Raw genomic sequence first — 18825 nt, 5'->3', positions numbered from 1 at the left:
ATGTCCACGATGGGTCGAACCGACGCGTCGCTCGCCCCTGCCCTCGAGAGTGCCGGCTTCGTCCGGCTCGTCACGAGGGGAGACGGCGACGGACTCGCCGCGGCGGGCGTCCTCGCCAGAGCACTCTCTACGCGAGGGACGCCGTTCCAGGTGACCGTCGGTCGGACGGTCGCCGAGCGAACCGGGCGCGTTTCGGACGTCGACGAGCGTGACGACGCGACGGTCGCGGTCGCCGTCGGTGCCGTCGATGCCGACGCGGATCGGCTCGACTCGAGCGAGCGACCGGCGACGCTGGCCGCGTGCGACCTCGTCCGCGAACTCGGGGAGAGCCCCGACCCCGTCCTCGCGCTCGCGGGGGCGTTCGCCGCGGGCGTCCAGCCCGGCGCGGGCGAAACCGAGCTGTTGCTCGAGGCCGCCCGCGACCGCGGACTGCTCGAGCGACGACCCGGCGTCGCCGTCCCGACCGACGACCTCGCCGACGGGCTCGCTCACTCGACGCTGTGTCGGGGCCCGTGGTCCGGCGACCGCGACGCCGTCGAGGACGCACTCGAGGGTGTCGACCTGTCCGATGAGCCGGTCGAGGACGCTCACCGGCGCGTCGGCTCGCTCGTCGCGCTCGACGTCGTCGGTCACGAGAACGCGAGCGAGCGAGCGGCCGAGGCGATCGGTCGTTTCCTGCACCCGCACGCGGCCCCCGACGGACCGTTCGCCACGGTCGGCGGCTACGCCGACGTGCTCGAGGCGACTGCGCGTGCCGAACCCGGCACGGGCGTCGCGCTCGCGATCGGCCACGGCGTCGAAACGGCGGCGCTTTCGGCCTGGCGAGCACACGCCAGACGGGCACACACAGCGCTCGATACGGCGTCGACGGGCCGGTACGACGGGCTGTTCGTCGTCGGCGTCGACGGCGCAGTCGAGACGGCTGCTCGGCTGGCGGCGACGTATCGTTCGCCGGAGCCGTGCACTCTCGCGATTGGCGAGGGTGAGGCGGGGCTGTTCGCGCTCGAGGATCGGCCCCTCGGCGGGGCGCTCGAGGCGGTGGCCCGGGAGCTCGACGGCGAGTACGACGTCGGTCGCCGGCGCGGCCTGCTGCGGTACGACCCTGACGTGGACGACGCGACGATCATCGCGGCCGTGAGGGAGACCCTATGAGCAGGAGACGGGCGACGATCAGGACGGAACACGACGAGCCCGACCTCGTGGCGCGGGCGATCCAGCCCGACAACACCGACGAGATGGCCACCGAGGTCGAAGGCGACGCCGTCGTCACGCGGATCGAACGCGGGACGACCGGTGGCCTCCACGCGACGGTCGACGACTACGTGGTCAACCTCGACGTCGCGAACACAGTGGTACAGTGCGAACCGCGGATGGACGCCCGAGAAGACGCGTCCGAGAACACAGACACCAACCATGAGTGAACGATCAGTTTCACGTGCGAAACAGGAAAAGCGGTGGTACACCGTCCTCGCCCCGGAGCAGTTCGACCGGGCCGAACTCGGTGAGACTCCCGCTGACGAACCGGAACAGGTACTCGACCGAACGATCGAGACGACGCTCGGCGAGCTCACGAACAACGCGAGCGAGAACAACACGAAGCTCACCTTCAAGGTGACCGACGTCGGCAGCGACGCCGCCTACACGGAGTTCAAGGCACACTCGCTGACCCGCGACTACCTGCGCTCGCTGGTCCGACGCGGGGCCTCGAAGGTCGAGGCGTACGTTACCGTCGTCACGACCGACGACTACCGCGTGCAGGTCCAGCCCGTCGCGTTCACGACGAAAAAGGCCGACGCGAGCCAGGAGAAGGCCATCCGCGAGACGATGGTCGAGATGGTCGAGTCGGCCGCCGAAGACCGGACGCTCGAGGAACTCGTCGACAGCATCGTCGAGGGTCGACTCTCCTCGGCGATCTACGGCGAGGCGAAGACGATCTACCCGCTGCGCCGCGTCGAGATCCAGAAGACGACCCTCGAGGCGAGTCCCGAAGAGCTCGCCGAAGAGGAGGCGACCGCCGTCAGCGTCAGCGAGGAAGACGTCGCCGTCGAGGACTGAACGCGAACCCGACGACTTTTATGACGACCGTGGCACGCCCGAGGAGGCGGTGGCTCGGTCGCTGCAGCGCGCCGTACGACGGGGCTTGCAACTTCTTGTCCTGTAAGCACTCAGAATTGTCCCGCGATCACTCGGTGACGACGACGGTGCCGACCATCCCACCCGCCTCGTGGGGAATGCAGACGTAGCCGTAGGTTCCGGGGACCTCGAAGGTGTGTTCGTACGTCTCGCGGGTGTCAAAGCCGCCTCCGGTATCGTCCGCCCACCCCTGTCGGGCGGCTTCCTCGTTGTCGAAGCCACCGCTGGCGAAATACTCGGCGTCGTCGGGGATGGCCTTTTCGTAGGCGGTGACGGTGTGTATCGATCCACTGGTATTCTTCCAGACGACCGTCTCGCCGACGGTGGCCTCGTACTCTCGTGGGAGAAACTCGTTTCGGGTCATCCCGATGTCGTAGTCGTCGTCCTCCCCCGGGGCGATGCCGATTCGCCCCAGCGTGGTACACCCCGCGAGTCCGGCGAGCCCGCCGCTTCCGAGGGCGGCGAGGTAGGCGCGCCGTTTCATGCTCGACGCTTGGGAGAGACGCGATATAACGGCCCCGGTTCGGTCCTCGAACGGGCGATCGGAACGCACTCGAGCGCCCGATGACGAAACGAAAACACGTAAGACTCCCGCCCGCAGACTCCGCGAGTATGCTGCCTCGGTTCGTCGGACGACTCGGCGTCGCCGACGCGGTGACGATCGCCAACGCCGCACTCGGCTTCGTCGCGGTCGTCGCCACGTTCGTCGACGTTCGGCTCGCCGCCCGACTCGTCCTGCTCGCGGCGATCGCCGACGGGCTCGACGGCATCCTCGCGCGGCGGTACGGCGGCACCCCCGCCGGCCCCTACCTCGACTCGCTGGCCGACGTCTCTTCGTTCGCGATCGCCCCTGCCGTCCTCGCGTTCGTCGTCGTGACAGAAGGGTTCGGCGTCGGCTTCGAGACGTTGACCCTCGAGTTGCTCCTCACGGGCGTCGTCTGCGCGCTGTTCGTCGCGATGGCCGTCGCCAGGCTCGGGATGTACACGGCCTACGACACGGCCGCGAACTACACCGAGGGCGTCCAGACGACGCTCGCCGCCACGATCATCGGCGCGGCGATCCTCGCCGGCGTCGCGGATCCGTTGCTCGTGCTCGCGATCACGGCGGCGTTCAGCTACCTGATGGTCTCGCGCATCCGCTATCCCGACCTGCTCGCCCGCGACGCGCTCATCATGGGCGTCGTCCACGCTCTTGCGATCTTGATCCCCGACTTCGCGGGTCGGACGTTCCCGTACGCGCTCCTGACGCTCGGGCTCGCCTACATGCTCCTCGCCCCATGGCTGTACTGGGCGGGCAGTAGTGGTTCGACCGAGGCGGTCGCTGACTGATCGGGTATGGAAACGCTTAGGGGATTCCTGGGCACAGGTTCCGGTATGAACACGGTCACGAGTCCCACGGCGGCGACCCGCCGGGTGAGGCTATGAGCGACGAGGAGGCGGCCGACGAGGTCGACCCCGAGGCGGTCGCCGAGTCGGTCCGGGATCGGCTCGAGTCGATCCGCGCGGATCTCGAGCCCGTTCGTGACGACATAGCGCCCGTCAGAGAGGCGCTCGACCCCGTCCAGGACCTGCTCGAGGCAGCCGAGACCGAAGCCGACCTCGACGCAGTCGAGACCGAACTCGAGCCGGTCGAAGCCGACCTGGAGGCGGTTCGTGAGGACTTCGACCCGATCGAGGCCGACCTCGAGGCGGCCCGCGAAGACCTCGAGACCATCGCGCCCGAGGACGAGGACGAAGACGAAGACGAAGAGAGCGAGGCCCCCGAGCCGTACACCACACTCGAGGCCGAGGTCGACGACGTCGAAGCCGAGGTCGAAGCAGTCGAAGACGAAATCGACGAGCTCGAGGGTGACGTCGACGACGTCGAGTCCGGCGTCGAAGAGCAGCGCGGCCCTTACGCCGAAGACGTCGTCGACGAGGTCGACGGGGCGAAAGGCGACATCGAGACCACCCGCTGGACCGAAGAGGGTCGCGCCGAACTCCGTGACGTCGTCGAGGACGCCCTCGAGGAGATCAACGCGGCGCTCGGGACCTCGCTCACGCTGGCCGACGACGAGGACCTGCTCGACCGGTTGGTCGCGACGCTCGAGGACGTCGAGACCGAGATCGAAGCCGCCGACCTCGATCCCGACGAGGACGCCGAGACGATCGCGTCGCTGCTCGAGACGACCGACGAGCTCCAGGACGGCGTCGACGACGCGACCGCGTGGGACGACCTCACCGTGCGCGAACAGCTCAGGCGGGAGGGCTTCTACGACGTCCTCGACCACGTCAAGGACTTCCCGCCGGAGTGGCACGCGCTGAAGGTCCACGAGAAGCGCGGAAACGTCGAGATGATCTTGCTCGCGCTCGACTCGCTCGATTCGGGCTACATGGAAGAACACTGCCTCGAGGCGCTCGCGCGGATGGGGCCCGAGGAGGCGATCGACCCGATGCTCCAGCGGGCCCAACGGCGCGACGAGCAGGCGATCGCGATCCTCGGGAAGATCGGCGTCGAGGACGACCGGGTCGTGAACAAACTCCTCGACTACGTCGACTCGAGCCCGCCGCTCCAGAAGGCCAGCTTCCGGGCACTCGGCGAGATCGGTGCCGAGGACGCAGTCCAGCCCATCGCGAACCAGTTCGTGGCCGACGACCCTGACATCCGCAGCCGGGCCGCCCGCGCCCTCGGCCTGATCGGCGACACGCGGGCAATCGACCCCCTCGCAGAACGACTCGAGGACGAGGACGAGGACGTCGTCCGCGCCAGCGCCGCCTGGGCGCTCAACCAAGTCGGGACAGCGGAGGCGCTCGAAGCGCTCACCGAGTACGCAGACGACCGGTCGTACCTCGTCCAGGCCGAGGCCGAGAAGGCAGTCTAACGTTCTCCACGTCGCTCGGCCCGCGATCGGTTACAGCCGACCCGATTTCGATCACGTACCCGGGACGCCCGCGGCGTCGAACGTCGTAATCCCCGCGAGGGCGAGGAGTGACAACACCACGACCACGGCGATCCACGCGACGAGCGTGATGCCGACCGCGTCGATCCAGCCGCCGGGATACCGCCGCTTGATGATCGCCAGATACGCGAGCAGAACGATCGCTGGGCCGAGAAGCGGAATCCACCCGAAGAAGAGGCCGACGACGCTCCAGACGATCGCCCCGATCAACGCGGTGACCACCGCGTACGTGTAGTCGCTCACGCCGACGATGACGCTGGCACCGAGATGGATCCCCAGCGCGCCGATCAGCAGGCTGACGACGAACACCACGAGACTGTTGATCATCGCTTACAGTCACGGCTTCGAGAAGGAGTAGTTGTCGACGGGGTCGCTCGAGACCGACCCGTTACGCGCCGGTCGAAGTGTACTGATCGTTGCCAGGCAGGGTTCACGTACGGACCGGGTCGATGGCCTCGTCCAGCCGTTTATATACGATCGGGCGGCCAGAGCCCGCAATGCGTCTCGGGCTGGTCGCCGTGCTCCTCTGTGCGCTCCTCACGGGTGGAGCCGTCGCTGGATCGGCTCCTGGCGTTCCATCGGCCGATGGAGCGACCGTCACCGGCGAAACGGACGCGGTTCCTCCGGGAGCGACTGTTGTCGCCAACCGCTGTCCCGGCGGCCCGACCGACTCGAGTCGCACGACGCTGGCCGAACTCGAGCGGGGTGAGGATCCGGCGTTCGTCGAAGTGCACCCGAACCCGACGACCCACGGCAACGTCGGCGAGTTCTTCGTCCTCGTCTTCCCCGAGGAAACGCGCCTCGCAAACTGGACCGTGACCGACGGCCACACGACCGCCTCGCTCCCCAACGAGACCGTCTCTGGCCGGGTCGCGTTCAGCATGGACCCCGACGAGACGCGTTCGATGACAGCCGATCGCGTGCTCGAACTCGAGGGCTACCTCCGGCTGGCGGCCGACGGCGACGAGCTCGAGCTGCACGACGACGACCGCGTCGTCGATTCTATCTCGTACGGTCGGGCCTCGACCGGCGAGCGGTGGTACCGAACCGGGGACGGAGGCGTCTGGTGGCCGAAGGGGGCGACCTGTCTGCCGTCGACGACCGTCGAGGGCGAGGAGGTGACGGTATTCGTGCTGCCAGACTCGCCCGAGGTGCCGCTCCAGACGCTCGCTGAAGCCGAGGATCGAATTCTGCTCGCGGGCTACACCTACACCTCCGAGGCGGTGACCGAGGAACTTCGCGCGGCCGCCGAGCGCGGCGTCGAGGTCGCGGTCGTCCTCGAGTCCGGGCCCGTCGGTGGGATGCCCGAGGAGACCAGCGCCGTCCTCGACGAACTCGACGAAGCCGGCGCGACGGTCCGCGTCCTCGGTGGCGGCGACTCTCGCTACCGCTTTCACCATCCCAAGTACGCCGTCGTCGACGACCGGGCGATGGTGCTCACCGAGAACTGGAAGCCCTCGGGCGTCGGCGGCACCGCGAGTCGCGGCTGGGGCGTCGTCGTCGACGATCCCGAGGTGTCGAACGTGCTCGCGGACGTGTTCGAAGCGGACTTCGAGGGGTGGGACACGGTTTCGTGGGAGCGACACCGCGAGGAGGCGACGTTCATCGCAGACGACGACGGTAGACGGGACGGCAGCTTCGAGACGACGTTCGATCCCGAACCCGTCTCCGTCGACGCCGTCGAGGTGCTCCTCGCGCCCGACAACGCCGAAGAACGAACGCTCGAGCTACTCGGTTCGGCCGAGGAGTCGATCCGAATCAAGCAGGTCCGGATCGGCGACGCCGATTTCCCACTGCTCGAGGAGAGCCTCGAGGCCGCCAGACGCGGCGTCGAGGTCACGATCCTCCTCGACGCGACGTGGTACGTCGAGGACGAGAACCGCGAGCTCGCCAACCACCTCGAACGGACGGCCGAGGAGGAAGGGCTCCCACTCGAGGTCCGCCTCGTCGAACCCGACGGCCGATTCGAGAAGATCCACGCGAAGGGCGTGGTGATCGACGAGGCAGTCGTGATCGTCGGGAGTCCCAACTGGAACGACGTGGCGTTCCGCGAGAATCGCGAGGTCGCGCTCGTCCTTCACGGCGAGGAGGCGGGCTCGTATTACGCCGCCGTCTTCGACGCCGACTGGGAGGAACGCTCGTGGCCGTTGCCGGTCGACCTCGTCGGCGTCGTCGCGCTGGGGCTCGTCGCCGCGGGGCTCGTCGGTCGAAGGTACGTTCGACTCGAAGCACCAGCGGAGGAAATTCGGCCCGAGGAGCTGTCAGCTGGGTCACGGACGGGTGTGAACGGTGGATCGGGCCCTCGAGTGGGTGACTCTCGGCCGGCCGATGCTCGAGCAGCCGAATCTCGAGATGATGCCGGGGAAGGGGTGGATCGATCGGGGGTCTCTCGAGCGGACTCGACGTCGAACGACGGTGCACCGCCCGCAGACGGCGAACCGTGCACGGATAAAATCGACACAGGGACAGGTGAACGGCTACGTGACCGGTGACGCAACGACGACCTACCAGCACATGCAACTCGATCAACAGTCACCAGAGCGCGATCGGACGACCGTGACCGACTCGAGCCGTCTCGCCCCGACGGCGTTCGACGTGCGAGTCGTCGCGCTCGTCGTCGTCCTCGCTGCCATTGCCGCCTCGGTGAACGTTCCCTACGGTGGCCTCGAGTTCGCTGCGGTCGCGTTCGTCCTCCTCGGCGCCGGTGGCATCGGCGCACACGTTCTCGGCGAGCGTCGGCTCCGGCGGCTCACCGACGACCTCGTCGGTCGCTGGATCGACGCCGGCGGTCAGGTCGAAGACGTCACGCGTTCGACGAGCGGTCGCCGAACGGAGTGGACCGTCCACACACCGGAAGGGCCGATCACCGTCGGCGGGCTGGCGTTTGCCCCGATTTCGAACGTCTCACTCGAGCACCGCGGCGTCGGCGACACCGTCTCGGTGGCCGACGCGACGCGCGATCTGGACCGGCTCGCGGAGGAGTGGTACCTGGAAGTCTTCACACGGTAGGCGAATCCGTCCGTCGGACTCTTTCGAACCGATTTTCCCTGCTGGTCCTCGCTCGAGCAGCGCCTTTTGGCTCCCAAAATCGAAGTCGTGCGTCGAACGGAATCGGTTCAGACGGATTGCTGTGCCGAGTTACCGGCACAACCGCCGCACGGTTGCGCTTGCGACGAAACTGACGTACAGCGGCCCGTATCATACGGATCGTTATCCCGTGTTACCGGTGATCGCTGCCCCGTTCGAGCGATCACCGGTACCGAATTACAACAGACCGTATCAGTCGTCGATCGGCGGCGCGCTCGAGAGCGCCTCGTCGATGTCGGCGGCGGCCATCTTCTCGACGAGGGCGTCGATGACCGCCTCGCGCTTGCCCTTCACGAACTTGATCGAGCCGACGACGAGGTGGCCGCCGCCGGAGACGCCCGCGCCGGGGATCTCGGCCTCGAGTTCCGACACCATGTTCGGGATGTCGAGTCGGACGCCGTCGCTTCGCAGGACGGCGAAGTCGGGACCGTAGCCGACCGTGATGACGGGATCGCCGGCCTCCTCGATCTTGCGGTCGTGGATCTCGCCCGTCGTCTTTCCGGGGGCGGGATACGTGAAGCGGTGGGCATAGTTCTCGACGTCGATCCGGTAGAGATGGACGTCGTTTTCGAGGACTTCGTGTTCGACGTGGGTCATCGCGGCGTCGAGCTGGTCGTCGACTTCTTCACGGGCCCGCTCGGCGAAAAAGGAGACGAGTTCGCGGTGGCGCTCTTCGTCGGCGTCGACCTCGAGGAGGTCCTTGATGAGTCGGTCGCCGGAGTTGTAGCGCAGCCAGAAGGCGGCGTAGTCGAGCGCTTCGCTGACGTCTTTGAGTCGGGCCTCGTCGTAGCCCTCTGCAGCGGCGAGCTCGAGGTAGTCGCTCATGGCGTCGGCTTTCGAGCGGTCGGCGAGGCCGGCGACGGCGGGGATGTGGCGGAGTTCCTCGGTGAGGTCGGGGTAGATCATCCGGGCGAGTTCAACGCAGAGCATCCCCGTCGTGATGCGGTAGTCCTCGTCGTGGAGGTAGGGGTTGACGTGGGCGTTCAGCAAATCCTCGACCGCCTCGGGGTCGGGGTGGTGGTGATCGATCGCGACGATCGGGATGTCGTAGTGGGCCAGCGTTTCGTAGGCCGGGACGTCCTCGGCCGTCGAGCCGTTGTCGAGCATGAGCAAGAGCGGGAGCTGCTGGCCGTGTTTCTCCCGGTCCTCGAGTGCGTAGTTGAGGTCGCGCGTGGCGTCTTCCATCTCGTAGAACGGCGCCTTCGCGGGGAGTCGCTTGACCAGATGTCGGGAGGCCTCCTCGTCCTCGTGGACCTCGGCGATGAATCGCTCGAGGGCGAGCTGGACGGGGACGGCGGCGCACATGCCGTCGCCGTCGGCGTGGTGACGGACGCGGATCGGCCGCCCTTCGAGGACGGTTCGCCGGAGGAGACGGGCGACGGCCTCGAGGTCGGGGCGGAGCTTCTCGAACGCCGGCCAGTCGATCAACGGATCGACGTCGTGGGGCTCGGCGCGCGCCTCGAGTGCCGACTCGAGGCGTTCGCGTGCCTCCTCGGCGATCTCGCCGTCGAGCGTCGAGAGGCCGTCGACCTCGATCTGGACGGCTCCCTCGCGTCGCTCGGGGACGCCGGTGACGCGGACGAGGTCGCCGACCTCGACGGACGGATAGGCCCGGACGCCCGCCTCCTCAAATGCGGCACAGGGGACGACGCCGTGTTCGTCGGCGACGTGGAAGATCGTCGGGCCGCCGGTCTGTTTGACCTGGACGACCTCGCCCTCGAGGTGGATCTGCTCGCCGACGCTGGCCTCCAGCCGGTCGGTACCGGTCAGCGCGTAGTCGTGGGGAACCACTTCGACGTCGTACTCCTCGTCGACGTCGACGGGTTCGAACGCGACGTCGCCGTTCTCGCGGACGTTCTCGAGTGAAACGACGAGTTCCTGTCCGACGCGGAACGTCCCCTCGAGGACGGATTCGTGGACGAGACCCGAGATCGAATCAGAGAGGTCCACGAAGACGCCGTACTCGACGATTCCGTTGATCTCCGCGAGGTAGGGAGTGTTTTCTTCCAGGTCCGCTACCGTACAGTCGGCAGCGAGATCGTAGACGACGGACGGTCCGTCATCGACGGCCCGGCCAGCAGAATCACGTGTCATCGTTGGCTGACGTTTGTGACGGTCGCGTATAACCCTTGCCAAGACGTACGAACGAGCGCCCGTTGGGCCGCCTGTGGCTGCTGCAGTCGGGGCGAGAGCACCTGGATCGAGAGTCGCGTTCGGTCAGCCGTACAGACGCTGATGATCGACCAGCATACAGCGGTCCCGAACGACGGTCATCCCGTCTCGTTCGGCGCGCTCGAGCGCCTCGTCGTCGACGATGCCGAGTTGCGTCCAGATCACGCGCACGTCGGCTCGCTCGAGTGCCTCGTCGACGATTCCTGCGACCTCGTCGCTCGGTCGAAACACGCAGACGACGTCGATCTCCACGTCGACCGCGCTGAGTGTATCGTACGCCCGTCGCCCGAAGACCTCCGCCGCGTTCGGATTGACTGGGATCACCTCGTATCCACGCGATCGGAGGTAGTCTGGAACGTCGTGGGCTGCCTTCCCCGGCGTTCGCGAGCAGCCGACGACGGCGACGGTCTCGAACCCGAGAATCTCTCGGAGCGCTGCGTCGTTCTCGACTGGCATACTCGTGCTATCGAAGCCAGACGGTAAAACGTCTCGTGAGAGAAGCGGCATCGCTCGAGTGGCAACGGTGAACAGGTGTGAGGATTCACGAGACCGACCGATCAGGCCAGGCCAGCGGTCCGAATCTCCGGCCCCGACCCCTCTTCTTGTCTGACCTCTATGACGCCATCGAACAACTGTTTGAGCGTGTTCATCGTCTGGTCTTCGTGTGCCGTCGAGTCGATGACGTAGACGCCTAACGCGTTCGCGCTCTGGATCCGTCCGGTGAAGACGTGGAGAAACCGAAACACCGTCTGGAGGTTCGAGTACATGAGCAGCGTCGACACGGAGTGAAGCAGGATCCGGTTCTGGGAGAGTCCGCGTACCTCGTAGAACTCCTGGAGGAACTCAGAGAGCTTGATCCCGATGCCGGTCATATCGACCGGCGAGGAGGCGTATTTGATCCGCGGATCGTCCTCGGCCGTCCCGAGTCCACGCTGTTTCGTCACGCAGTCGACGACCCCGACGTTGGCGTCATCGAGACTGCTCGTCTCCCCGACACTGGATTCGAACCTCGAGAGAACCCGCTCGGCGCTGTCTTTCGTCGTGACGACGATCGACCCCTCTCCCTGTTCGACACCGCTTGCGAGGATGTCGGACGCGAGTTGCCGTTTGCCGGTCAGCGGTGGGCCTGTGATGAGGACGTTCGTCCCGGGGTCGATTTCGGTGTCCGAGTGGACAGTTGCGAGGTCGTACATGGGTGATGCTCACATCCATCGAAAGCCGCGAGACGACGGATCCGGTATCGCCTTCTCCCCCGGCGTATGCTCCGAAAATATCGAACACAGCTTATATTCCTTTTGATTACACGCCTACTGTTCAGAAACCATTACTCTCCTCCGTTGGTTATAGCACTCGTTGAAACGATTTACCCCCGGTCACAGCCGAGCGGGCAGCCTCGGCCTCGTTGGCGAGGCTGCCCGCCAACGGTCGTGCCCGGGGGTGCAATGACTTTCAACGGTTACTATAGTGCCGATACAGAGGCGGCTCGATGCGTGGTCTCTGCTGGGTCACGCGTGGTGCTGGTGGACGCCACGAGTGGGGGCGTCACGTTCAGAATCGCTGGTGAACGCGGACGTGGAGTCGATCGGTCACAGCACCACCGCCGGCGCGTCGACCGCTGCACGGCCGACGATGAACGCGAACGCCGCGAGGAACGTTCCGAACTTGAGGTGTTTCTGTCCTGCACTCGGGTCGTCGAAGCTCCGCCACATCGCGTACAGCATGAGGAGGACGGCCGGAACGACGGCGAGCAGGTAGACGACGTCGAACTGTCCGAGCAGGAACGGCAGTGGACTCGCGAGCACGCCGACGAGCAACACCCCGGCGCCGACGAACAGCGCCCGACGTTCACCGATGGCAATCGGAAGCGTGTTCAGCCCTTCCTCGCGGTCGCCCTCGAGGTCCTCGACGTCTTTCACCACCTCGCGGGCGAACGTCGCCAGCGCGGCGAGTGCGAACAGGACGACCGTGGCTTCGATCCCGCCGACTGCTGCCCCGCCGAACAGGAACGTACTGCCGCCGAGGTAGGCCACGAGGGCGTTCCCGACCCCCGGCAGCCCTTTGAAGTACTCGGTGTAGGTGATCAGCGCGAGCAGGTTCACCGCCGCGATACCGATCGCCAGCCACGGCAGCGTCAACGCCAGCCCAACGGCGGCCAGAAACAGGACCACGCTGAAGACGAGCGCCCCGCGCGGACTGACGGCGCCGCGAGGAATCGCCCGGTCGGGCCGGTTGATCCGGTCGATGTCGCGGTCGAAGTAGTCGTTGACCGCGTTTCCAGCACCGACGGCGAACACGGTCGCGCCCACAGCGGCGCCCGTCTCGAGCGGTGACGTCGTCACACCGCCCGCGACGTACGCCCCGATAAACGTCAGTACACCGGCCACGATCGCGTTTCCCGGCCGCGTCAACTCGAGCAACCCGCGTATCGTCTCCCCCGGTGCCATTGCACGGAGGTGTAAAGCGCCGGGCTATAAACGGTCCGATACGCGCCCGGTCACCGCCACTGCTCGAGATCGCAGAGCCCGTCACGCTCGATGGAGATCCACCGGGTCAACCGATCGTCCCCGCTCGCGTCGACCGGAACGAGCGTCCACCACCCGTCGTCGGTGAGCCACTCGAGCGATTCGTCTGGGGGCGACTCCACATCGTCCTGATCGACTGGCACGTCGTTCACGGTCATGGCTCGATCTACCGTTCACACCGATACCAAAAGACCCCCGATCACGATTTTCACGAAACGAGAACGGTCTCCTTCGATCGACGTCGGACACTCCCTCGTCGCAACCGGCCCGTCCTCGCCTACTTGTATAGTTACATTGTCATAACTATCTTGGTCACGTGCCGTCTGTGGAACGTCATGGTCACGATTCTCAGCGAGGCCGACGTCACACAGCTGCTGACCGTCGAGTCACTCCTCTCGCCGGTGGAGGACGCACTGATCAAACAGGGCGCCGGCGAGGTCGAGCGGCCCGACCGCCCACACTTCCCGATCGGCGCCGGACTCGAGTCAGCCGACCCGCTCGGGATGGGGCTCACGATGCCCGCCTACATTCACGGCGAACCGTACGCCGTGACGAAACTCGTTAGCGTCCACGAGGGAAACGAGGCGCGTGGGCTCCCGACCGTCCAGGCCCAGATCGCGTTGACGGACGCCCGAACCGGCCGTCCAGTGGCCTACATGGCCGGCACCACGATCACGAACGCCCGAACCGGCTGCATCGGCGGCCTGGCCGCAAACTACCTGGCGTCCGATCCGATCCGGCTGGCCGTCATCGGTGCGGGCGCACAGGCACGCTGGCAGACCCGCGCGATCGCCGCGACGAGCACGCTCGAGGCCGTCCGCATCTACTCGCCGAGCGACTCGAAACACGACTGTGCGAGCGACCTCCGCGAGGAAGGACTCCCGGTGACGGCCGCCGAGACGGCAGCCGACGCGGTCGAGGGTGCGACGGTCGTCGTGACGGCAACGACGAGCACCGAGCCGGTGTTCCCCGCCGCGGCGCTGACCGACGCCGAACTCGTCGTCGCCGTCGGTGCGTTCGACGAATCGATGCAAGAGCTCGAGCCCGCCGTCGTCGACGGCGCCACGGCGCTGTTCGCAGACGTCCCCGAGGAGGCGGCGGCCACGGGAGATATTTTGCCGACGGCGTACTCCGCCTCGGACCTGCACCCACTCTCTGACGTCTTCACCGGTTCCACCTCGCGCCCGGCAGCCGACGGCTTCGTCCTCGTCGAGAGCGTCGGAAGCGCCGTCCTGGACCTGGCCGCGGCGACGACGGTGTACCAGCTGGCCGAAGCCGAGGGAGTCGGGACCACCGTCTCGCTTTGACATCCTCCCCGCGCTTTAGCGCGGGGATTCCTCTCGTGGGAGTCTCAGTCGTTTGAGCCCCCGAGAGCGATATTCCCGCTCGTAGCGGTACTTTGGTTTGTGTATTCCTCGTTGGCTGTTGTCTCCGCGATGGAGGGCGGGTTGTGGTGTTCCCGCCAGTCGTGATTGTTCCACTTGAGGTACACGGGCCGTGCCATCGGCCCGACTTCTGTCTGCTGTCTCAGGAACGATTCCGACGCCACGAGATCGGCGTGTCCTTCGAACCCACACGGACACGCCAGCGAATCCTCGTGGCGAATCGTCTCTTCGCGCTCGCCACACTCCGGGCACTCCTGACTCGTCCACGCCTCGGACTCCTCCTCAACCGCGATGCCGTTCTCTTCACAGACGTTTTCGAGGCGGGTGATGAACCGGAGGTACGCCCAGAAGTTGTGCGTCTTCGCGTTCACGCGCGCCGACCAGTGCGTCGAGAGAACGCCTTTGATGTCACCAACGTACACCTTCGAGACGCCCTCGTCGTAGAGTCGTTCCACGAGGTCGCGGATGAGTGCATCTTGGGCGTGGTCGCGTCGGTTCGTGCGCTTGCGATACAGGCGGTCGATGCGCTTGCTGGATTTGCGCTGGTCTTTGAGGAGCGACTGGTAGTGCGCGATCTGCTCGGTGGTTTCGCGGAACCGCTCGAACAATTCGCGTCCGTCGTACAGGAGTTGTGAGCCGGTCGTCGTCGTGCAAGCGACGAGGTTGTTCGCACCAACGTCCAGAGCGGCTTCGTGGGAAGCCAGTGGTGAGTCCAGTCGAGAATCGTCGATGGTGACTGGTTGGAAAGCCCTGAACGTGTCTGCGAGTTCGTCGTACACGAGTTCGAGTCGGCCCTGCACGCCGTGCCACTTCGGGTCGCCCGCGACTTCGACGCGAAGGCGTTGGTTCCGACTCAACCCAAGCTCATCTTTGAGTTCGGACCCAATCGGGACTTCGAGTCGGGAACGTTCCCCGTACTCGATGGTGTACTGATCGTTGCGAACGTAGGTTCGGAGGGCTCGCCCGTCCTCTTCGTTGCCCCAGTACCCCGGTGGAGACGGTTTCTCGTCGAGTTCCCCGGCGTGATACTTCTCGTTGCTGGAGAAGAACGACCGCCACGCTTCGGAGTTCTTGCGGATGATTTGCTGGGCGACACTACTGCTGAGGACGCCTTTGTATTTGCCTTCGAGTGTACCCGTGTCGGCGTCCCAGACGCTTTCGTCGTTGTTGGAGAGGAAGTTTTGGCGGCGAGCGTAGTTGGTCTCATTCCAGAGACTCGCAGAAGCGTCCAACCAGCGCTTGAACACCTCGCGCTCTTTCGCAGAGCGAGGGCGAACGTCGAACTGGTTGGTTCGCTTCATCAATCCACCCTACAAAATGTTTATTTGTAAAGGTATGGATTAGCGTAGGAGACTCGGCCTTGCTATCGAATATGGATCGTTCCAGAGTTGTCGGATTCATCCCCGCCGTGAACGACGGGGCTTTCTCCTTGCTTCTCCGTAACACTCGAGCGACCGTCTCCGAACCCGAACCCGCCGACCAGCAAACCCGACTCGAGGCCGGCCGACGGAACCGTGGCGAGTGTACGCCGGTGTCACGATCTTCGACCAAAACCAACGAGTTTAAACGACCCCTCACCAGAGTAACTACCACAGGGCGCTTAGCTCAGTCTGGACAGAGTGCTTGGCTTCGGACCAAGTTGTCGCGGGTTCAAATCCTGCAGCGCCCATCCTTCTTTCGCATGATGTGGATCCAACACCCGGCAGCGACCCGTATTTAACAGATCGCCAGTGGTTGGGATAGAGTTCGTGCGTATTTCTCAGGGGGTCCGATCTGTCGTGCGAATCCCTCGAGAGTCAACTCCAACGCGTGAGTCCTTAGCTCTTCAGGAGGCCGGTTTCTAATCAGGTATCTCTAAGTATCAGATAGCTGTTGATCGTAGCTCATTGAGCCAAATCTTACAGTCAATGTCCGACGGTGGCTCGTGTAATGAGAGCTATACAACACTCACGGTAATTGTGGCAAACGAATTAGTGGATTGTCTGCGTGTGAACAAATGCCATGGACCGACGGCACTATCTCATGGCCGCAGGGGGAGTTGTATCAGCGACATTTAGTGGGGTGGTAACGGCTGAGGAACACGATGAGGACAACACTCCGTACGAGACCGAGTTGCAGTTCGGCGACCACCAACTGGTAGTCGATCACGGCGGCGTTTCGCCGACGGCCTACGCTGTCGTCGAAGTCGAAAACGTGGGTACGGTGGCGAGTGGCGAAGTATCCGTTACTGCAGGGTGGTTAGACGAAGCTGAGAGCCGCGTCGGCGATGACAGAGCCAGGCTTCCATCATTGAGACCGGACGAAACGTGGCTTGCCCACGTCCGGTCCCGGAGCGGTCCAGAGGAGATTGAAGATTTTGAGGTCACGGGCGAGTACGAGACTGGACATCCACGTTCACCACACGGGGTCGGTGTAGCCGAGAGTGACTACCGGGTAGAGGACGAGCAGCTCATCGGACGGATCAAGAACACTCGGGATGAGGATCTTGAACGACTGGAGGCACAGGGCAAGATCTACGATGCGGACGGCACCGTCCTCGGTGGAGGCACCGATTCGGAACGGGATCTTCCAGCAGGAAGAGACTGGACGTTCGAGATCTGGCTCCCGCGATTACCCGAAGTGGTCGAAGATACCCCAAACTACGAGGTTCCGGAGCCCACTGACCACGACGTGCTCTTGGATTCGCGTACGCACCGGATAGCAGACTCGAGTTGACAGTTTTGGGTCAGACAGTCAGTGTATTTCCGTTTATCCGCAACCATGAGCGTCGGTCATCATAGTCTGGGATCAGCGAACCGACGACATTCCAGAAGGAATCAGAACGCTCGTCGTGAATGGAGTGTCCCAGCTCGTGAACGAGGACATAGTCCTGAATCCGAACAGGAGCGAGGATAAGCCGCCAGTTCAGTCGAACGATCCCGTTCTCGTACTCTCCCCATCGGCGATCGATCTCCCCGACCTCAATCGGGACATCTTCGAGGCCTAGCTTCGACTCGTAACGTGGGCTCCGTTCCGGGGTTTCCTCCTCGGCACGAATCTACGGCGGCTTCCTCGCGGTCGCCGCAGTTGGGCTCGGGGTGATGTGGCTGTTCGAAATCGTCCCCGCGATGCTGGCTAACGAACTGCCGCCGGCAATCGTTCAGCTGGGTCCGGAAGCAGCCCACACGTACGTGATCGACCTGGGACTGCTCGTCCCAAGCCTCGCCATCGCTGCCGTCTGGATTCTGCAACGGCGACCGTGGGGGTACGTGTTCACGGGCGTCTTGCTCGTGTTCGCGGCACTCATCGCTCCCACACTAACGGCGATCACGGCGGTTGACCTCGCAGAAGGGATCGAGATTTCACTCCCAGTCTTGATCGGTACCATCGTCCCGCCACTGATCGGGCTCGTCTTCGCTGGGACCTACCTGCTACGTGTTCCTGCCAGGTCGGACTGATCGATTCGAACGATGCAATCCAACTTATGACGCACTCTTAAGATAGCCGACGCAAAGGTGGAGATATGGATTCTCGGACGACTCCTGACCGGAAAACGAGTGAGTCCGGCATACGAACTCGAAAAGTAGGGCTCTTTCTCGCGCTCGCGTTCGGTATCGCCTGGACCGGTGCCATCGTCCTCTACCTCGTTGGGATCGAACTCGGGACGCTCGCCGGACTCGTATTCGTAGTCGTGGTGGTCATGTGGGCACCGGCGTTCGCGGCGATCGGAACCCAACTCCGATACGGTGAGTCTATTCGGGAGGGATGTGGACTCGCTCTGGGTCGGCTTCGATGGGTTGGACTCGCGTGGGTAACGCCGGTTGCCCTCGTTGCTGGTACGATCGGTATCGGAACCGCCCTCCCGGGCGTGTCGTTTACGACCGATTACGCGGTGTTCCTACTCGAGTTGGGGCTGAGTCAGGATGAAGCCGCTGAAGCGATCGCGCAACTGGAAGGGATGCCAGTCCCACCTGCTGTTCTCTTCGTCGTTTCGGGTCTCGTCGCGGGACTAACGATCAACGCCCTCGCTGCGCTCGGCGAGGAACTCGGGTGGCGCGGGGTACTACTCACGGAACTCGCTCCGCTCGGATTCTGGAAACTCTCGATCTTCACTGGTGCAGTCTGGGGCATTTGGCACGCGCCGATTATCCTTCAGGGCCACAACTTTCCCGATGCGCCACTCGTGGGTGTGTTCGTAATGACCGCTGCAACGATTGCGATGGCACCGATCTACACGTACCTGACCGTCCGCGCTCGATCCGTACTCGCTGCAACCGTCCTTCACGGATCGTTCAACGGACTGGGAGCACTGTCGCTGGTCTACCTCACGGGAGCCAGAAATCTCGTGACCGCGCCCGTCGGCGTCGCCGGAATCGGTGCCGCAGTGCTTGTCACCGCGCTCTGTGTCGTCCACGACAGACTCATTGCAGACGAACAGATTACGACTGGAGGTGCGCTGTCCCCGTGGACGTGAGAGACGAAACGGTGTCTGGATCTCACTCACGAGATTCTGAGATCGATTGCTGGATGTGGCTCCGCAATGCGTCAGTTGCGAGTGTTTTCGAGCGGTCAGCTGGCTCGTTTCGATCCACTGAGTACTCAGGCGAT

The 18825-nt window shown here is 64.7% G+C and carries 20 protein-coding genes and 1 tRNA gene; 12 read left to right on the top strand and 9 right to left on the bottom strand.

From position 1 onward, the window contains the following. From NMQ09_RS16790 to NMQ09_RS16780, 3 genes are read left to right on the top strand one after another with little or no spacing between them, the layout of a single operon-like run. The gene (locus NMQ09_RS16790) at positions 1–1152 is read left to right on the top strand and encodes an exonuclease (protein WP_255191735.1); all 1152 of its coding nucleotides are present in this window, start codon (positions 1–3) and stop codon (positions 1150–1152) included. After that, positions 1149–1421, top strand: coding sequence for a KEOPS complex subunit Pcc1 (locus tag NMQ09_RS16785; protein ID WP_255191734.1), 273 nt, complete (start codon positions 1149–1151; stop codon positions 1419–1421). The genes NMQ09_RS16790 and NMQ09_RS16785 overlap by 4 nt, the downstream gene beginning before the upstream one ends. Then, positions 1414–2055, top strand: coding sequence for a 30S ribosomal protein S3ae (locus NMQ09_RS16780; protein ID WP_255191733.1), 642 nt, complete (start codon positions 1414–1416; stop codon positions 2053–2055). Before NMQ09_RS16785 ends, NMQ09_RS16780 begins: the two co-directional genes overlap by 8 nt. A 127-nt stretch (positions 2056–2182) precedes the next feature. Here NMQ09_RS16780 and NMQ09_RS16775 read toward each other — a convergent pair whose 3' ends face one another. Continuing rightward, positions 2183–2617: a plastocyanin/azurin family copper-binding protein gene (locus NMQ09_RS16775; protein ID WP_255191732.1), complete on the bottom strand. Its 435-nt coding sequence runs from the start codon at positions 2615–2617 to the stop codon at positions 2183–2185. A gap of 128 nt (positions 2618–2745) precedes the next feature. Between NMQ09_RS16775 and NMQ09_RS16770 the strand changes: the two genes are divergently transcribed. Both NMQ09_RS16770 and NMQ09_RS16765 read left to right on the top strand, forming a co-directional pair. Continuing rightward, the gene (locus tag NMQ09_RS16770) at positions 2746–3462 is read left to right on the top strand and encodes a protein sorting system archaetidylserine synthase (RefSeq protein WP_255191731.1); all 717 of its coding nucleotides are present in this window, start codon (positions 2746–2748) and stop codon (positions 3460–3462) included. A gap of 92 nt (positions 3463–3554) precedes the next feature. Then, the gene (locus tag NMQ09_RS16765) at positions 3555–4994 is read left to right on the top strand and encodes a HEAT repeat domain-containing protein (protein ID WP_255191730.1); all 1440 of its coding nucleotides are present in this window, start codon (positions 3555–3557) and stop codon (positions 4992–4994) included. 51 nt (positions 4995–5045) lie between these two features. Here the strand turns inward: NMQ09_RS16765 and NMQ09_RS16760 are convergent, their stop codons facing one another. Further along, positions 5046–5399 carry a hypothetical protein gene (locus tag NMQ09_RS16760; protein WP_255191729.1) on the bottom strand — a complete coding sequence of 118 codons (354 nt, stop codon included), beginning with the start codon at positions 5397–5399 and terminating at the stop codon, positions 5046–5048. A 170-nt stretch (positions 5400–5569) separates the two neighbouring features. On the opposite strand from NMQ09_RS16760, the gene NMQ09_RS16755 reads away from it, so the two are divergent. Together NMQ09_RS16755 and NMQ09_RS16750 are read left to right on the top strand one after the other, a co-directional pair. After that, complete coding sequence (locus tag NMQ09_RS16755) at positions 5570–7564, top strand: phospholipase D-like domain-containing protein (protein ID WP_255191728.1); 1995 nt, start codon at positions 5570–5572, stop codon at positions 7562–7564. 22 nt (positions 7565–7586) lie between these two features. Continuing rightward, a complete protein-coding gene (locus NMQ09_RS16750; RefSeq protein ID WP_255194608.1) occupies positions 7587–8081 on the top strand; it encodes a hypothetical protein in 495 nt (164 codons plus the stop codon). Between the two features lie 270 nt (positions 8082–8351). On the opposite strand, the gene han is transcribed toward NMQ09_RS16750, so the two are convergent. The 5 genes from han to NMQ09_RS16725 form a co-directional block, all read right to left on the bottom strand. Next, positions 8352–10253 (bottom strand): Hef-associated nuclease, encoded by a 1902-nt coding sequence (gene han, locus NMQ09_RS16745; protein ID WP_255191727.1) that lies wholly within the window; start codon positions 10251–10253, stop codon positions 8352–8354. A 123-nt stretch (positions 10254–10376) separates the two neighbouring features. Beyond that, the gene (locus NMQ09_RS16740; RefSeq protein WP_255191726.1) at positions 10377–10787 is read right to left on the bottom strand and encodes a CoA-binding protein; all 411 of its coding nucleotides are present in this window, start codon (positions 10785–10787) and stop codon (positions 10377–10379) included. Between the two features lie 101 nt (positions 10788–10888). Beyond that, positions 10889–11524 (bottom strand): RAD55 family ATPase, encoded by a 636-nt coding sequence (locus NMQ09_RS16735; RefSeq protein ID WP_255191725.1) that lies wholly within the window; start codon positions 11522–11524, stop codon positions 10889–10891. Positions 11525–11917: 393 nt separating this feature from the next. After that, a complete protein-coding gene (locus NMQ09_RS16730; RefSeq protein ID WP_255191724.1) occupies positions 11918–12775 on the bottom strand; it encodes a geranylgeranylglycerol-phosphate geranylgeranyltransferase in 858 nt (285 codons plus the stop codon). 50 nt (positions 12776–12825) lie between these two features. Continuing rightward, a complete protein-coding gene (locus tag NMQ09_RS16725; protein ID WP_255191723.1) occupies positions 12826–13011 on the bottom strand; it encodes a DUF7511 domain-containing protein in 186 nt (61 codons plus the stop codon). Positions 13012–13188: 177 nt separating this feature from the next. Between NMQ09_RS16725 and NMQ09_RS16720 the strand changes: the two genes are divergently transcribed. Beyond that, positions 13189–14160, top strand: a complete 972-nt coding sequence (locus NMQ09_RS16720; protein ID WP_255191722.1) for an ornithine cyclodeaminase family protein — start codon at positions 13189–13191, stop codon at positions 14158–14160. A 44-nt stretch (positions 14161–14204) separates the two neighbouring features. Here the strand turns inward: NMQ09_RS16720 and NMQ09_RS16715 are convergent, their stop codons facing one another. Then, positions 14205–15539 carry an RNA-guided endonuclease InsQ/TnpB family protein gene (locus tag NMQ09_RS16715; protein ID WP_255191721.1) on the bottom strand — a complete coding sequence of 445 codons (1335 nt, stop codon included), beginning with the start codon at positions 15537–15539 and terminating at the stop codon, positions 14205–14207. A gap of 293 nt (positions 15540–15832) precedes the next feature. Here NMQ09_RS16715 and NMQ09_RS16710 point away from each other — a divergent pair. Beyond that, a tRNA-Arg gene (locus tag NMQ09_RS16710) sits at positions 15833–15907 on the top strand. Between the two features lie 332 nt (positions 15908–16239). Further along, positions 16240–16953 carry an FxLYD domain-containing protein gene (locus NMQ09_RS16705; protein ID WP_255191720.1) on the top strand — a complete coding sequence of 238 codons (714 nt, stop codon included), beginning with the start codon at positions 16240–16242 and terminating at the stop codon, positions 16951–16953. A 10-nt stretch (positions 16954–16963) separates the two neighbouring features. Here the strand turns inward: NMQ09_RS16705 and NMQ09_RS16700 are convergent, their stop codons facing one another. Continuing rightward, the gene (locus NMQ09_RS16700; RefSeq protein WP_255194607.1) at positions 16964–17275 is read right to left on the bottom strand and encodes a M48 metallopeptidase family protein; all 312 of its coding nucleotides are present in this window, start codon (positions 17273–17275) and stop codon (positions 16964–16966) included. Between the two features lie 43 nt (positions 17276–17318). On the opposite strand from NMQ09_RS16700, the gene NMQ09_RS16695 reads away from it, so the two are divergent. After that, positions 17319–17675, top strand: coding sequence for a hypothetical protein (locus NMQ09_RS16695; RefSeq protein ID WP_255191719.1), 357 nt, complete (start codon positions 17319–17321; stop codon positions 17673–17675). A 65-nt stretch (positions 17676–17740) separates the two neighbouring features. Further along, entirely contained in the window at positions 17741–18691 is a 951-nt protein-coding gene (locus tag NMQ09_RS16690; protein WP_255191718.1) for a CPBP family intramembrane glutamic endopeptidase, read from the top strand. Positions 18692–18825 lie beyond the last annotated feature (134 nt).

Source organism: Natronobeatus ordinarius (genome assembly GCF_024362485.1).
In the GTDB taxonomy this organism is placed as follows: domain Archaea; phylum Halobacteriota; class Halobacteria; order Halobacteriales; family Natrialbaceae; genus Natronobeatus; species Natronobeatus ordinarius.
Note: the sequence above shows the minus strand (reverse complement) of the source record. Positions and strands in the feature narration are given on the sequence as shown.

What these genes read in the sequence shown, in the direction of transcription:
- NMQ09_RS16790 (WP_255191735.1), top strand. Translation starts at nt 1, where the DNA reads ATGTCCACGATGGGTCGAACCGACGCGTCGCTCGCCCCTGCCCTCGAG.
- NMQ09_RS16785 (WP_255191734.1), top strand. Translation starts at nt 1,149, where the DNA reads ATGAGCAGGAGACGGGCGACGATCAGGACGGAACACGACGAGCCCGAC.
- NMQ09_RS16780 (WP_255191733.1), top strand. Translation starts at nt 1,414, where the DNA reads ATGAGTGAACGATCAGTTTCACGTGCGAAACAGGAAAAGCGGTGGTAC.
- NMQ09_RS16775 (WP_255191732.1), bottom strand. Translation starts at nt 2,617, where the DNA reads ATGAAACGGCGCGCCTACCTCGCCGCCCTCGGAAGCGGCGGGCTCGCC.
- NMQ09_RS16770 (WP_255191731.1), top strand. Translation starts at nt 2,746, where the DNA reads ATGCTGCCTCGGTTCGTCGGACGACTCGGCGTCGCCGACGCGGTGACG.
- NMQ09_RS16765 (WP_255191730.1), top strand. Translation starts at nt 3,555, where the DNA reads ATGAGCGACGAGGAGGCGGCCGACGAGGTCGACCCCGAGGCGGTCGCC.
- NMQ09_RS16760 (WP_255191729.1), bottom strand. Translation starts at nt 5,399, where the DNA reads ATGATCAACAGTCTCGTGGTGTTCGTCGTCAGCCTGCTGATCGGCGCG.
- NMQ09_RS16755 (WP_255191728.1), top strand. Translation starts at nt 5,570, where the DNA reads ATGCGTCTCGGGCTGGTCGCCGTGCTCCTCTGTGCGCTCCTCACGGGT.
- NMQ09_RS16750 (WP_255194608.1), top strand. Translation starts at nt 7,587, where the DNA reads ATGCAACTCGATCAACAGTCACCAGAGCGCGATCGGACGACCGTGACC.
- han (WP_255191727.1), bottom strand. Translation starts at nt 10,253, where the DNA reads ATGACACGTGATTCTGCTGGCCGGGCCGTCGATGACGGACCGTCCGTC.
- NMQ09_RS16740 (WP_255191726.1), bottom strand. Translation starts at nt 10,787, where the DNA reads ATGCCAGTCGAGAACGACGCAGCGCTCCGAGAGATTCTCGGGTTCGAG.
- NMQ09_RS16735 (WP_255191725.1), bottom strand. Translation starts at nt 11,524, where the DNA reads ATGTACGACCTCGCAACTGTCCACTCGGACACCGAAATCGACCCCGGG.
- NMQ09_RS16730 (WP_255191724.1), bottom strand. Translation starts at nt 12,775, where the DNA reads ATGGCACCGGGGGAGACGATACGCGGGTTGCTCGAGTTGACGCGGCCG.
- NMQ09_RS16725 (WP_255191723.1), bottom strand. Translation starts at nt 13,011, where the DNA reads ATGACCGTGAACGACGTGCCAGTCGATCAGGACGATGTGGAGTCGCCC.
- NMQ09_RS16720 (WP_255191722.1), top strand. Translation starts at nt 13,189, where the DNA reads ATGGTCACGATTCTCAGCGAGGCCGACGTCACACAGCTGCTGACCGTC.
- NMQ09_RS16715 (WP_255191721.1), bottom strand. Translation starts at nt 15,539, where the DNA reads ATGAAGCGAACCAACCAGTTCGACGTTCGCCCTCGCTCTGCGAAAGAG.
- NMQ09_RS16705 (WP_255191720.1), top strand. Translation starts at nt 16,240, where the DNA reads ATGGACCGACGGCACTATCTCATGGCCGCAGGGGGAGTTGTATCAGCG.
- NMQ09_RS16695 (WP_255191719.1), top strand. Translation starts at nt 17,319, where the DNA reads ATGTGGCTGTTCGAAATCGTCCCCGCGATGCTGGCTAACGAACTGCCG.
- NMQ09_RS16690 (WP_255191718.1), top strand. Translation starts at nt 17,741, where the DNA reads ATGGATTCTCGGACGACTCCTGACCGGAAAACGAGTGAGTCCGGCATA.